13 protein-coding genes are annotated in these 13735 nt (G+C 59.1%); 5 read left to right on the forward strand and 8 right to left on the reverse strand.

All coding sequences use genetic code 11. From position 1 onward, the window contains the following. Position 1 precedes the first annotated feature (1 nt). Positions 2 to 748: an RlmE family RNA methyltransferase gene (locus K6118_RS07925; protein ID WP_247119702.1), complete on the reverse strand. Its 747-nt coding sequence runs from the start codon at positions 746 to 748 to the stop codon at positions 2 to 4. Positions 749 to 750: 2 nt separating this feature from the next. Next, complete coding sequence (locus tag K6118_RS07930; RefSeq protein ID WP_247119703.1) at positions 751 to 1917, reverse strand: Ppx/GppA phosphatase family protein; 1167 nt, start codon at positions 1915 to 1917, stop codon at positions 751 to 753. 191 nt (positions 1918 to 2108) lie between these two features. On the opposite strand from K6118_RS07930, the gene K6118_RS07935 reads away from it, so the two are divergent. Continuing rightward, positions 2109 to 2288: a hypothetical protein gene (locus K6118_RS07935; protein ID WP_247119704.1), complete on the forward strand. Its 180-nt coding sequence runs from the start codon at positions 2109 to 2111 to the stop codon at positions 2286 to 2288. Positions 2289 to 2744: 456 nt separating this feature from the next. Here the strand turns inward: K6118_RS07935 and K6118_RS07940 are convergent, their stop codons facing one another. After that, positions 2745 to 3590 carry an SPOR domain-containing protein gene (locus K6118_RS07940; protein ID WP_247119705.1) on the reverse strand — a complete coding sequence of 282 codons (846 nt, stop codon included), beginning with the start codon at positions 3588 to 3590 and terminating at the stop codon, positions 2745 to 2747. Positions 3591 to 3805: 215 nt separating this feature from the next. Here K6118_RS07940 and K6118_RS07945 point away from each other — a divergent pair, with 215 nt between their 5' ends. Continuing rightward, the gene (locus K6118_RS07945; protein ID WP_247119706.1) at positions 3806 to 4336 is read left to right on the forward strand and encodes a PadR family transcriptional regulator; all 531 of its coding nucleotides are present in this window, start codon (positions 3806 to 3808) and stop codon (positions 4334 to 4336) included. A 10-nt stretch (positions 4337 to 4346) separates the two neighbouring features. Here K6118_RS07945 and pssA read toward each other — a convergent pair whose 3' ends face one another. Beyond that, positions 4347 to 5114, reverse strand: coding sequence for a CDP-diacylglycerol--serine O-phosphatidyltransferase (gene pssA, locus K6118_RS07950; RefSeq protein WP_247119707.1), 768 nt, complete (start codon positions 5112 to 5114; stop codon positions 4347 to 4349). An 11-nt stretch (positions 5115 to 5125) separates the two neighbouring features. Continuing rightward, positions 5126 to 5785 carry a phosphatidylserine decarboxylase gene (locus tag K6118_RS07955; protein ID WP_281500689.1) on the reverse strand — a complete coding sequence of 220 codons (660 nt, stop codon included), beginning with the start codon at positions 5783 to 5785 and terminating at the stop codon, positions 5126 to 5128. Positions 5786 to 6053: 268 nt separating this feature from the next. On the opposite strand from K6118_RS07955, the gene K6118_RS07960 reads away from it, so the two are divergent. Continuing rightward, positions 6054 to 6464: a hypothetical protein gene (locus tag K6118_RS07960; protein ID WP_247119709.1), complete on the forward strand. Its 411-nt coding sequence runs from the start codon at positions 6054 to 6056 to the stop codon at positions 6462 to 6464. A gap of 38 nt (positions 6465 to 6502) precedes the next feature. Here the strand turns inward: K6118_RS07960 and K6118_RS07965 are convergent, their stop codons facing one another. After that, positions 6503 to 7537 (reverse strand): LysM peptidoglycan-binding domain-containing protein, encoded by a 1035-nt coding sequence (locus K6118_RS07965; RefSeq protein WP_247119710.1) that lies wholly within the window; start codon positions 7535 to 7537, stop codon positions 6503 to 6505. A gap of 120 nt (positions 7538 to 7657) precedes the next feature. Here K6118_RS07965 and K6118_RS07970 point away from each other — a divergent pair, with 120 nt between their 5' ends. Both K6118_RS07970 and K6118_RS07975 read left to right on the forward strand, forming a co-directional pair. Beyond that, the gene (locus K6118_RS07970) at positions 7658 to 8242 is read left to right on the forward strand and encodes an LOG family protein (protein WP_281500690.1); all 585 of its coding nucleotides are present in this window, start codon (positions 7658 to 7660) and stop codon (positions 8240 to 8242) included. A gap of 158 nt (positions 8243 to 8400) precedes the next feature. Further along, positions 8401 to 9615: an NADP-dependent isocitrate dehydrogenase gene (locus K6118_RS07975; protein ID WP_247119712.1), complete on the forward strand. Its 1215-nt coding sequence runs from the start codon at positions 8401 to 8403 to the stop codon at positions 9613 to 9615. Between the two features lie 97 nt (positions 9616 to 9712). On the opposite strand, the gene K6118_RS07980 is transcribed toward K6118_RS07975, so the two are convergent. Together K6118_RS07980 and alaS are read right to left on the reverse strand one after the other, a co-directional pair. Continuing rightward, positions 9713 to 10951, reverse strand: a complete 1239-nt coding sequence (locus K6118_RS07980) for a cyclic nucleotide-gated ion channel (protein ID WP_247119713.1) — start codon at positions 10949 to 10951, stop codon at positions 9713 to 9715. A gap of 56 nt (positions 10952 to 11007) precedes the next feature. Continuing rightward, the gene (alaS, locus tag K6118_RS07985; protein WP_343269937.1) at positions 11008 to 13656 is read right to left on the reverse strand and encodes an alanine--tRNA ligase; all 2649 of its coding nucleotides are present in this window, start codon (positions 13654 to 13656) and stop codon (positions 11008 to 11010) included. Positions 13657 to 13735 lie beyond the last annotated feature (79 nt).

Consider the following 13735-nt stretch of genomic DNA (forward strand, 5'->3'; position numbering starts at 1 on the left):
CTTACTTGGAAGGCGTGTCGTCACCACCCTCATGCGCACCCACGGCGGCCTTTTTAGCGTGGCGGAAGCCCTGGGCGACCACGAACCATTCCTTGCTGTCCTGGCGGCTTGAAGGCGGCTTCAGATGCTTGACGCTGGAGAAGTGAGTCCGCATCCGGCGCATGAGGTCATTGTCGGCCCCACCCTGCAGGACCTTGGCGACAAAGGTGCCGCCTTCCGCCAAAACCTTGATCGCGAAATCGAGCGCGGCATCACAAAGCGCCATGGTACGCATCTGGTCCGTCGCCCGGTGGCCGGTGGCCGAGTTGGCCATATCGGACAGCACCACATCGACCGGGCCATCCAGCTCGGCCATCAGTTCCTCTTCCGCGCCTTCGTCCAGGAAATCCATCACCCACATCTTGGCACCGGGGATCGGCTCCACTTCCTGAAGGTCGATCCCGATGATCTGGGTTGTCTCCGGCAGGCGTTCGGTCAGTATCTGGGTCCAGCCGCCCGGCGCGCAGCCAAGGTCGACCACCCGCTTCGCGCCCTTGAGGATATTATAGCGGTCATCGATCTCCCCGAGCTTGAAAGCCGCACGGGACCGGTAGCCCAGGCGCTGCGCCTCAGCCACATAAGGATCGTTCAGCTGACGCTGCAGCCAGCGCGTCGAGGACGGCTTACGCCCGCGCGCGGTTTTCACCCGTACCTTGGCGCCGCGCGCCCGGCTTCGGGTTGTCGATTGGTTGTTCCAGCCTTTTGCCATGATCAGCCTGCCCTTTGTCGATTGCGACCATCACCGGTGCGGGGTTCATGTTCTGTTTGCATCAGCCCGCGCAGGATGCCCTCGCGGATGCCACGATCAGCGACCCTGAGGCTCGGCACGTTCCACATGCCGAGGATCGCTTCGAGAATAGCACAGCCTACGACCACAAGGTCGGCCCTTTCTTCCCCGATACAGGGCTGGGCCGCACGTTCGGCGTGGGTCATCTGTGCCACACGCTGCGACAGGCTGTAGATATCGCGGGATTTCATCCAGGCGCCATCGACCTTGTCACGCTGGTAGCGTGGCAGGTTGAGGTGCAGGCTCGCCAGCGTCGTGACCGTGCCGGACGTGCCGAGAAACTGGGTATGGCGCTTCTTGATCACCGAACCGACCTGATGCGCATCTTCAAACGCGCGCAGATGGGACGCGACCTCCTCGACCATGGACGTATATTGTTCAGGCGGCGGGGTAATCCCGGGCACCGCGAACCGTTCAGACAGGTTGACCACGCCCCAGGGGATCGACATCCAGCCGCTGATTTCAGTGCGGCGGCCCGATAGCACCCGCACCCAGATCAGTTCGGTACTGCCGCCGCCGATGTCGAACACCAGCGCGTGCTTGTTGCCCGGCGCGATCAGCGACTGGCAGCCCATGACAGCAAGCCGCGCTTCTTCCCGTGCGGAAATAATATCGAGGTTGAGCCCGGTTTCTTCCTTCACCCGGGTGAGGAATTCAGGCGCGTTATCGGCCACGCGGCAGGCCTCGGTCGCCACATGGCGCATACAGGTCACACCGCGGCGCTGGATCTTCTCGGCACAGACCTTCAGGGCCTCAACGGCCCGGTCCATCGCCTCATCAGACAGGCGGTTGTTGGCGGAAACCCCCTCGCCCAGACGGACGATGCGGGAAAAGGCGTCAATAACACGGAAACCCTGCCGGGTCGGGCGGGCAATCAGAAGCCTGCAATTGTTGGTGCCGAGGTCGATCGCGCTATAGACACCGCGGGAAAAAGCCCTGCTTTCGCGGTATGGCCTACGCTGGCGCGGGCCCTCATGGGCCTCTGTCGCTGCCTCTTTTTGCCGGTCGCGCCCACCACCTTGTCCGGTGGGACGATCGGAGCGGCTGCCGGGCTTCTTGCCCTGGCGCGCGCGCCCTTCTTCCAATGACATATTTTTTCTCGTTTTCTATTTTTTTCACCGCTCATCTCAGGAGCGGCTCACTTGCCTTCTACATATCATCCAGGCGCCAAATTGTGCAAAGCAAATGCGTGGACTTTGAGACAAAATAAGAATGTTCTCTTTTTGTTCTTGACGGGAGGCCGCAGGCAGCGTAGAAGAACAAAAAAGGAACGGAGGCTAAGATGCTAAGTTTTGCTCACATGGGAATCATCATCGGTTTTATCGTCATGGGTGCCCTGGGTATGGCCGCGCTTCAGGATGGGCTCAGCATCGTTTGGCGGAACCTGCCCTTCCGCCCCAGCCTGCGGCGCACGCCGCTACGCGGCGCAAAGCCGGCTGCCGTTCGCCCTCAGCGGGCTTGAGCCCTCTCCCACACACAAACCCAGACTGACCAAAGCGCCGTTCCTGCGGCGCTTTGCCCTATTTCGGTCTTTTTATATCTGGATTATCATCAGCGTCAGGCACACAAATGGCGCCGCCTTCTGGTCAAGGCAGCGTCAGAATGATGGCGATGTCTGTAGAAAATAAGAGGCGCGGCGAACAGATCCTCAGGACTGATACACCGCGCCTAATCCGAGCGAAACCCCCAGGTATGCCCGGCCCTTGTACGTGGCGGCTGCCGCATTGGCGCCCAGTCTGATCTCACCTCCCCAAGTTGATCAGAACATCCACTAAACCAAGGGTGAACAGCATCCGACAGGATTCACGCGCTTCTGTCAAGGGGGCTTTGGGAAATAAAAGCGCTTAACCCCACTCCATGATAGTGCAACCGGTTGTTTAAAATGCAAATGAAACGGGGCCAGAAGGCCCCGCACTCTTTATTCTACCGGTTCGCCCTGATATTCGGACACGCGGCAATATTGTTCGCTGGCATTTTTGCGAATCCGGTCGCACAGGGACTGCGCTTCCTGTTCGCTCATCAGCGGCCCCGCGATCAGGCGCAGGAACGTCCCGATACCGTCCTGGCTTTGCACATAGACGAGCGGGGTCAGACCATTGAGGTCGGCGCCGAACGCCCGCACCAGCGATTTCCAACCGGAAGCCACCTGGTCTTTGCTGCGGTAGGACGCCAGATGCACCCCGTAGAAGGTCTTCTCTGCGGTTGCCTTCTGCGCCACCGGGGTAGAGCCCGTACCGCCAGCAGCTTCGTTTGACGGCGCTGCCGTCTTGTCATCCTTTACATCCGCGCCCGACTGAACGGTCGAAGACTTGGCAGCCGGTGTCGGCATATTGACCTGACGCGCGGTCCTGTCCGCCATTTCAACCGAGAAGACACGGTCTTCCAGCTTCTTCATCTGACCATGGACCTTGGAGACATCTTTCTGAAGATGGCTCAATTCCAGGGCTGTTTTCGGGTCTTTCTTGAAGTTGGCAAGCTTGGTCTGCAGGGTATTGATCTCAGCATCCTGCGCCCGCACCTGCCTGACCAGGTCCACATACAGCCGTTCCAGCGAATTGAAACGGTCGAGAAGGTCCCGATGATTTTCATCCACCCGGGTTACCGTATGTTCCAGATTGGTCTGGCGCGCTTCCACCTTCACATCATCACCCTGCCACAGATTATCTGACTGGCAGGCCGAGACCATAAGCGCAAGACCGGCAACTATTACCCGCGTCAGCGGTGAGCCGAACCGTGCCCGGTGGGTTAATTTTGCAGCCAACATGAGCTTACCCTTCCTAATTCAGCGCCGAATTTCGGCGTTTTGCACCCTATGGCGTCTCTCCGCGCCGGAATGCCTATTCACTCGCAAGAATTAATGCAAATGCGATGCCAGCTGCGCGGCTCACCTTGTTCTTTCCCAATATCCCGCTGCCCTCTTTAAATTCCAGGAGGTCTCCCCATTTAAAGGAGACATAATAATATTGTTTGAGACAGCGCATGGATATCCGCACCCTTTGCCTCGGCATCCTCAGCCTTGGGGAAGCCACAGGGTATGAAATCAGGAAAATGGTCACCGATGGCAGCTTCAGCTTTTTCAGCGAGGCAAGCTACGGTTCTATTTATCCTGCGCTAACACAAATGACAGCGGACGGGCTTGTCGCCTGCCGGGCTGAAAGCCAAACGGGACGGCCCGATAAAAAGGTCTACAGCCTGACGGCGGATGGGCGGAAGGCGCTGGAGCAGTCCCTCACCGCAGCGCCCGGACCTGACCGCCACCGGTCGGACTTTCTGGCCGCCCTTTTATTCGCAGAAGCCGTCAGCCCAGACAGGATCAACGCCCTTATCCATGACCGCATCAGCGAACATGATGAGCAAATCGCGCTCCTGAAGGGCCATTTGAAGGACGAACAGGGCACTGTCGCCCGGTTTGTGCTGGAATATGGTTTGGTGATGCAGGAAGCCGCACGCCGCTTCCTAAAAGAAAACCGGGCCCGCTTGAGCCCGGCTCCTGAAAAACAGACGGGGTAATCCCCTGCCCTCAGAGGTTCTTCTTCTGCTCGCGCCGCTTCTGGTAAGCCAGGTATGTCAGCGGCATCGAAGCGAGATACAGCACCGCGATCCCGATCAGCACCATCCACGTGCGGGCAAACAGCCCCGCAATGACAACACCGATGATCAGCATAACCGGCACCAGCCATTCCTTCGGCACCCTGAGTGCTTTCAGGGAGATCGTCGGCAGGGTCGACACCATCAAGATCGCAATCATCAGGGAATAGACCGCGACGATATATTGATATTGGCGCAGGAATTCGCCTTCGATGATGAAATCCACCATCAGCGGCACGAGAAGGAGCGCGGCCCCCATTGGTGCCGGTACCCCGGTCAGGAAGCCGAGCCGTTTGCGCGGTTCCTCTTCATCCTCAAGCCGGGCATTGAAGCGGGCAAGCCTCAGTGCCATGGCGATGGCATAGACGAGCGAGACAGCCCAGCCGAGCCGGTCGAGCGCCTGAAGCCCCCAGAGATAGAGAATGACCGTCGGCGCCACTCCGAAGGCGACGATATCGGACAGAGAATCCAGTTCAGCACCGAACTTGCTGGTGCTTTTGAGAAGACGCGCCACCGTGCCATCGAGCCCGTCAAACACGCCTGCGAGCAAAATGGCCGTAACCGCCATTTCCCACCGGCCAGACAGCGCGAAACGAATTGCCGTCAGCCCCGCCATGAACGCCAACAGCGTCACGACATTCGGCAGGATGGTGCGAATGGAAACGGCTTTGAACAGGAGCGCTTTCTTTTCCCGTGGCATGGCGTCGCCCATCACCGTTTGCGGGCGATGATGGTTTCACCGCCAATCATGGTTTGACCGACCTTGACCGTCGGCACCAGCCCGTCATCGAGATAGATGTCGGTACGGCTGCCGAAACGGATAAGTCCGAAACGGTCCCCGCGCGCAACCGACTGCTCTTCGCTGAGGTCACACAGGATGCGGCGGGCAACGAGCCCGGCTACCTGCGCGAACGCAATGTCATGGCCGTCTTCCGTGGTCATGCGGATAAGCTGGCGCTCATTTTCCTCACTGGCCTCCGTCGCGGCGGCATTCAGGTATTTGCCCGGCACATAGGCCAGCTTGGTAACCTGCCCTGTCGCAGGCGAGCGGTTCACATGGACATTGAAGACGGACAGGAAGATAGAGATACGGATCCGAGGGGCATCGCCCATGTCCAGCTCCGCCGGCGGCGTTGCTTCGGTGACCGCACAGACAGTACCGTCTGCCGGGCTTACCAGCACGCCAGCTTCATCGGGAATGACCCGTTCCGGATCCCGGAAGAAATAAAGACACCACGCGGTGAGGATGAGGCCGATCCAGCCGAGAGGCTCCGCCACCCAGAAAAGAGCCAGAGAGGCGATAAAAAATATCGCCACAAACAAATGCCCCTCGCGGTTAATTGGGGTCATGACTACGTCCATAGCCTTCATGGGCTGCCGCCTTTATCCTTGTTGTTAACACCGTCACACTGGCCGTTTGCCGCCTTGCCGTCAAGCTATCGCGACAGGGCCTTGGCCCGGGTCCTTATGTAATGACACCAGAGGCAAATAGCAAAATCTCACTCAAAGGCCAAGAAAATGCCAAGCCTGTCCGGCAAAACAAAATTCGCCCCTATTTACACTTGTTTAAAACTGTCCGGCGATGTTTATATCCGGGGACTGGACAATTGCTTGTCCGTGTAAGGATTGATGCGACACCATGAAACTTCAAGAAACGCTTGCCAAAGTTCAGGGACATCTGGAGCGCCTTGATGATCCGACGTTCGACAAGCTCGATTTTGAATGGGAAGGCATCCAGTTCCACGCCTCGGCCGAAGAAAAGCCGGACGGCAGCGGCAGCGTCCGGTTGAACGCCACGCTCGGCCGACTTTATTTCACTGTGGAAGACGCAGCCCAGCGCACGATGGCGATCGAACGCGTTTATGCCACCAACCGCGGCATCGATGGCGCTTATCTGATCAATAAAAAGGGCGAAGTCCTTTTCAACAGCGTCACCTTGACCGACAAGCAGCTTACAGGCTCGCAATTGATGGGCGCGCTGACGCTGATCCTTCTGGAATCGGAAACCCACCTGCGCGCCCTGCGCTCCCACCTCAAGCCCCTTCATTAAGGGGAAAGCCGTCAGGCCTTCGGGAAAGCTGGCTGAACTCAGCCCTCTTTCTTGGTCTCAGCCTTTTTCGGCAACCGGAAGATCTGCCCGGGGTAGATGAGGTCCGGGTCTTTGATCTGTTCGCTGTTTTCGCGGAAAATCAGGGTATAGCGCACGCCTGACCCATAAAGCTGGCGGGCAATCTGCCAGAGGGTGTTACCCGGGCGGATAAAGACACCGCTTTCGGCGCTGGTCGGGTCGAGCGGCTCCCCGGTCGAGAACGGCTGTTCGATTCGAAGCTGGACCTTACCTTCGCTGATGGTCTGATCGACCCTGAGGACATGCTGCCCCGGCTTGAACGCGCCATCATGGGTTACCTGCCAGCGGCCCTGGTCGTCAGCCCTGGAATTGCCGACATAAGAGCCATCCATATAGACCCGCACCTCGACACGCGGCAGCGAATGACCGGCGATGACCGGCTGCCCGCCGTCGCCATAATCGATCGTGTCCACGCTCAGGCTTTCACCCACCTCAGCATAGGCCGCCACGCCCGGTTTCTGGAGCACCGTGCTGGCGCCCTCCCCGTTCTTGGGGGTCAGAACGGCGACAACACCATTTTGCTGGCGCTCGAGGAAATGCTGGTTATCGCGCTTGGGTACGGAGACCACCACCACCTTGTCGGCTTCGGATACTGGGCCCTTATCCCCTTGATGCGCTTTGAGATTCAGCTCAACAGAGCCGCTTTCAAGCGGCTGCTCGAGGATCATCACCCACTCGCCGTTCTCATCGGCGGTGACTTCCGAAACCTTCTTGCCGTTTGCGTAAAGCTCGACCACCGCACCCGGCGCCATCCGACCGGCGATAACGCCGGTACCACCCCGGGAAATGCGGACGAGGTCGAACGCGGGAACAGCCTTTTTCTCGGCCTCCGCCTTCTTTGCTTCAGCGGTGACAGCTGGCTTCTCAGCCGGTTTGCTGGCGTCCTTTTCCTGCCCCCAAAAAACATATACGAGTGCGCCGACGGCGATCACCGCACTGGTGATGCCGATGACAAGGCGGCGCCGGTCATCGTTCTTGGTTTCAAATGGGGGCATGTTTGGCCTTACAAATCATTCAACAAAGCCTTAACAATCAAGGCTGTATATTGAAAGATGATTTTACGAAAAACATGTCAATTGTTTGACGGCGTAACGAAAGAGAGCGTGGATATGGAAATGCGGCATCCCATCAAATCGGTATGTGTTTATTGTGGCTCGCGGATGGGGAATAAACCGGCCTATGAAAAACTTGCGGACGATGTCGGTCGGCTGATCGCCGGCGCCGGTATGTCGCTCGTCTATGGCGCCGGTTCCATCGGGCTTATGGGCGTGGTCGCGCGGGCCGCCCGCGATGCAGGCGCGCCGGTCATCGGCATCATCCCGGAACATCTAGACGCCATCGAAATCACCCAGGAGGGCCTGTCCGAACTGCATGTCACCCAGAACATGCATGACCGCAAGCGCATGATGTTCGACCGCTCGGACGCCTTCATCGTTCTGCCCGGCGGGCTCGGCACACTCGACGAAACGCTGGAGATCATGACCTGGGCGCAGCTTAGCCTCCATGAAAAGCCGATCATTCTTCTGAACCATGAGAACTATTGGTCGCCGCTTCTCGAACTCATCCGCCATGTGGTCGATGACGGCTTCGCCGCGCCCGAGAATGCTGACCTGCTGAAAGTCGCGGACACGGCCGAGGACGCGATCCGCTATCTCACCCATCAAACCACCAGCGACCAAAGCAAAAGCCAGCTGTTTTAAGGCCCAAAAGCCGCTATCCATGGGCCAAAACGCCATTTTCAGCGTGTTGGCTCTTCAACAATTGTGAAACTGGTGATAGGGTGCGGCAAAATTTCGCTGGTGCTCCCCGCACCGGCACCCGAAAAGCCCACCTGGCAACTAGTAAATTTGAGGGACAAATGAGCAAGATTAAGGTAAAAAATCCTATTGTTGAGATCGACGGCGATGAAATGACCCGTATCATTTGGACGTGGATCCGCGAGCGTTTGATCCAGCCCTATCTCGACGTGGACCTTCTGTATTACGACCTTTCGGTCGAAAACCGCGACGCCACCAACGACCAGATCACCATCGATTCCGCCAACGCGATCAAAGAACACGGTGTCGGCGTCAAGTGCGCGACCATCACGCCGGATGAAGCCCGCGTTGAGGAATTCAACCTCAAGAAAATGTGGCGCAGCCCGAACGGCACCATCCGGAACATCCTCGGCGGTACCGTCTTCCGTGAACCGATCATCATCAAGAACGTGCCGCGGCTTGTTCCGGGCTGGACCCAGCCGATCGTCATCGGCCGTCATGCCTTCGGTGACCAGTATCGCGCCACCGACTTCCTGGTGCCGGGCGCCGGTAAGCTGACGATGAAATTCACCCCGGCCGACGGCGGCGAAGCCATCGAGCGCGAAGTTTATGAATTCGCAGAATCCGGTGTTGCCATGGGCATGTATAACGTGGATGACAGCATCCGCGACTTCGCCCGCGCCAGCATGAACTATGGCCTGATGCGGAAATATCCGGTTTACCTTTCGACCAAGAACACGATCCTCAAGGCATACGATGGCCGCTTCAAGGACCTGTTCATGGAAGTCTATGAGAACGAGTTCAAGGACCAGTTCAAGGACGCCGGCATCACCTACGAACACCGCCTGATCGACGACATGGTCGCTTGTGCCCTCAAGTGGGCTGGCGGCTTCCTGTGGGCCTGTAAGAACTATGACGGCGACGTCCAGTCCGACACCGTGGCCCAGGGCTTCGGTTCGCTCGGCCTGATGACCTCGGTCCTGATGACGCCGGATGGGAAAACGGTTGAAGCCGAAGCCGCACACGGCACGGTGACCCGCCACTTCCGCCAGCACCAGGAAGGCAAGGAAACCTCGACCAACCCGATCGCGTCGATCTTCGCCTGGACCCGCGGCCTGCAGTATCGCGGCAACATGGACAACACGCCGGAAGTGGTCGAATTCGCCAAGACGCTCGAGCGCACCTGTATCGAGACCGTCGAAAGCGGCTGCATGACCAAAGACCTGGCACTGCTGATCGGCCCGAACCAGAGCTGGATGACCACCGGCCAGTTCTTCGACAAGATCGACGACAACCTGAAAGCCAAGTTCGGCTAAGGCACGTCAGTAACAAGAACACGAAAGCCGCCCCTCACCGGGCGGCTTTTTTATTGAGGTGCAGGTTTTAATGGCCGGACATCCCTGCCCTATGTCGTCAGGTCCGAGCCTTCTGCATCCAGGCTTCCAGGCTTTCAAGCATGGCCGAGCGTTCCTCCGCGTTCAGGTAGCTGGCCTCAACAAACTCGGCCAGGCGTTCCCCCGCGTAGGTGATGATCTGATCACCCAGGTCCGGGTAGATGGACAGGATCATATGCAGATCGGTGCTTTCCAGCCACATAACGCGGCAGCGCGTGTGCGCGACCGCTGCCGGCTGGTGCCGGTTTTCATTGATGAGACCGCATTCGCCGACAAAGTCCCCCGAGCGCATCGGGATCGGCCGGTGCTTGAAGAAGGCGCTCACCTCGCCCGACATGACGAAATAGAGGCCATTGTCCACGTCCATACGGTGACTGAGCACCGTGCCGGGCGCAATCGCGAGTGACCGTACGCGCGTCGCCACCTCGTGAGCCACTTCCCGCGGCAGGCGGGAGAAGACCGGGAAATCCTCAACGACACCAACCGGCACGACAAACTCACGCCGGTGTACTTCATCGGAAAAGCCGGAGGCAACGATACCGATGGGCAACGCGAAAAAGGCTAGGCCGAAAATCATGACGAAGCCACCAATGATCTTGCCTGTCACCGTTACCGGCACCACATCGCCATAGCCCACGGTCGTGAGCGTGGAAAGCGCCCACCAAAGCGCTTCGGGGATGCTGCCGAACGCCTGCGGCTGGGCCTCATGTTCAACGCCGTACATGATGGTCGCAGCGAAAAACAACAGCCCCATCATGATGATGAGCGCGGCAATCAAAGCCCGGCGCTCGGCATAGATGACCCTACCCAAGGATGACAGTGCCGGGGAATAGCGCACAAGCTTCAACAGCCGGAGCAGCCGGAAGACCCGAAGCTCACGCAGGTCAACGGTCGTGACCGCGCCGAGATACAGGTAAAACGGCAGGATGGCGAGGAGGTCAATCAGCGCCGACGGCGACAGGACATAACGCACCCGCCGCATGAAGGCCGTGTCGCCCGCGACTGACTCCCGCTCCGCGCTCGCCCAAACCCGGGCGACATATTCGATGGTGAAGATGATGACGGAGACGACATCGAACCAATGGAAAAAATGATGATATTTTTCCCAATATGCAGGCACGGTTTCGAGCGCGACCGCCGCCAGGTTGGCGAGGATCAGGCCGATCATGAAAAACTCGAAAGCGGCAGCCGCGCGTCCCGCGAAACTGCCAAGTTCGAGAAAATCATACGTTCTGCGCCTGAGGCCCGAAGCCGCCATGCCTTCCCCTTTTATGCCCGGCGGCCGTGAACAAACGTTCCGGCCGCCTACCCTGGTCAGATGGCGGCCAGGGTGTCTTCAATCGCCTTGATGGCGTCCGCGGCCTTGTCACCGTCCGGGCCACCAGCCTGTGCCATGTCGGGACGGCCACCGCCGCCCTGACCGCCGATCGCAGCGGCAGCGACGCGCACCAGATCAACCGCGCTTACGCGGTCTTTCAGGTCATCGGTCACACCGACAAGCACCGCGCCTTTGCCGTCATTGACGGCAATGAACGATACCACACCGGAGCCGAGTTTCTTCTTGCTTTCATCCGCAAGGCCCCGCAGGTCCTTCGGGCTGATGCCGTCCAGCACCTGGCCGAGGAACTTGATGCCGCCAATTTCCTTGGTGGCAGGTCCCGCGGCGGCACCACCGCCGAGCGCGGCTTTTTTGCGGGCATCGGCAAGCTCTTTCTCAAGCGTCTTGCGTTCGGCCTGAAGGCCGGAAATGCGGTCGCTCAGGTCTGTGGGCGCAGCCTTGAGGGTCGCGGCGGCCTCCTTCAGAAGCCGCTGCTGAGTAAGGAGATAGTCAAGCGCCGCAGCCCCCGTCAGCGCCTCGATCCGGCGGACACCGGCCGACACGGCACTTTCGGAGACGATGGTGAAGGTTCCGATATCCCCCAAACGCCTGACGTGGGTCCCGCCGCACAGCTCCACCGAATAGTGCTGACGGCCGCCAGCGCCTTCGCCCATGGAAACCACGCGAACTTCATCGCCGTATTTCTCACCGAACAGCGCCATGGCACCGGCTTCGATGGCTTCGTCATAGCTGAGAAGACGGGTCTCGACCGCGGCGTTTTCACGCACCACGCGGTTGACCTCACGCTCGACATCGAGGATTTCCTCATCCGAGAGCGCTTTCTGGTGCGAGATATCGAAGCGGAGACGATCAGGCGCAACCAGCGACCCCTTCTGGGTCACATGCTCACCCAGCCGCTGACGCAGCACTTCATGCAAGACGTGCGTGGCCGAGTGGTTGGCACGCAGCTTGGCGCGGCGCTCCCCATCCACAACCATATCGAGGGCTTCGCCGACCTTCAGGCTGCCATCCAGCAGCTTGGCGCGGTGGACATGAAGCGCGCCGATCATTTTCTGCGTATCCGTTACGTCGGCGCGGCCATTCGCGCCCTTCAGCGTGCCAGCATCACCCATCTGGCCACCGGATTCACCATAGAAAGGTGTCTGGTTGGTTACGATGGAAACCTCATCCCCGGCTTTGGCCTCATCAACCTCGTCACCATCCTTGACGATGGCAACGATCTGGCCTTCAGCGCGTTCGGTGCTGTAGCCGACAAATTCGGTTGCCCCGGCCTTGTCCTTGATATCGAACCAGACTTTTTCAGTGGCTGCATCGCCGGAGCCGGACCAAGCGGCCCGCGCCTGGGCGCGCTGGCGTTCCATCGCGGCGTCGAAGCCTTGGACCTCAACCTTCCGGCCCTGCGAGCGCAGCGCATCCTGCGTCAGGTCCAGCGGGAAGCCATACGTATCGTAAAGCTTGAAGGCGACCTCACCCGGTAGGTCGTCCTTGTCGCTGATCTTGCCAAGTTCGTCATCCAGAAGACGCAAGCCCTTCTCGAGCATGGTGCGGAATTTGGATTCCTCAAGCTTCAGGGTTTCCTGGATCAGCGCCTGTGCCCGGCCGAGTTCCGGGAAGGCCTGCCCCATTTCACCAACCAGCGTCGGCGCAAGCTGGTGCATTACCAGGTCCTTGGCGCCCAGGAGGTGGGCATGACGCATGGCGCGGCGCATGATACGGCGCAGCACATAGCCGCGGCCTTCGTTGGACGGCAGCACACCATCAGCGATGAGGAAGCTGCAGGCACGCAGGTGATCAGCGATCACGCGGTGCGATGCACGGGTCTTGTCGGTCTCCGGTGCTTTGGTGACATCGATCGACGCTTCGATCAGACGGCGGAAGGTGTCGATCTCATAGTTGTCATGCGTACCCTGCATGACGGCAGCGATACGCTCCAGCCCCATGCCGGTGTCGATGCTCGGTTTCGGCAGCGCGATGCGCTCCCCACCCGGCAGCTGTTCGAACTGCATGAAAACCAGGTTCCAGATTTCGACGAAGCGGTCGCCATCTTCTTCCGGGCTGCCCGGAGGGCCACCCCAGATATGATCGCCATGGTCATAGAAGATTTCCGAGCACGGACCGCACGGGCCGGTGTCGCCCATCGACCAGAAGTTATCGCTGGTGGCGATGCGGATGATGCGGTCGTCCGAAAGGCCGGCGATCTTGCGCCACAGGTTAAAGGCTTCGTCATCTTCATGATAAACCGTGACGGTCAGCTTATCCTTGTTGATGCCGTATTCCTTGGTGATCAGGTCCCAGGCGAATTCAATGGCGTTTTCCTTGAAATAGTCGCCAAACGAAAAGTTGCCGAGCATTTCAAAGAAAGTGTGGTGGCGCGCGGTATAACCGACATTATCCAGGTCATTGTGCTTACCGCCGGCGCGGACACATTTCTGGGACGATGTCGCCCGGTTGTAGGGCCGGGTTTCTGCACCCGTGAACAGGTTCTTGAACGGCACCATGCCTGCGTTCGTGAACAGCAGGGTCGGGTCGTTGATCGGCACGAGCGGCGCCGAGGGCACGACCTCGTGGCCATTCTTGCCAAAGAAGTCCAGAAATGCCTTACGAATATCGTTGGCGCCCGTCAGTGTTCCAGCCATTAAATCAGCCTCAGTTCATACAATTATTAATACGCACGCCCGGACCATGAATTCCGCCGGGTTTTCA

Source organism: Kordiimonas marina (genome assembly GCF_023006325.1).
GTDB classification, from domain to species: domain Bacteria; phylum Pseudomonadota; class Alphaproteobacteria; order Sphingomonadales; family Kordiimonadaceae; genus Kordiimonas; species Kordiimonas marina.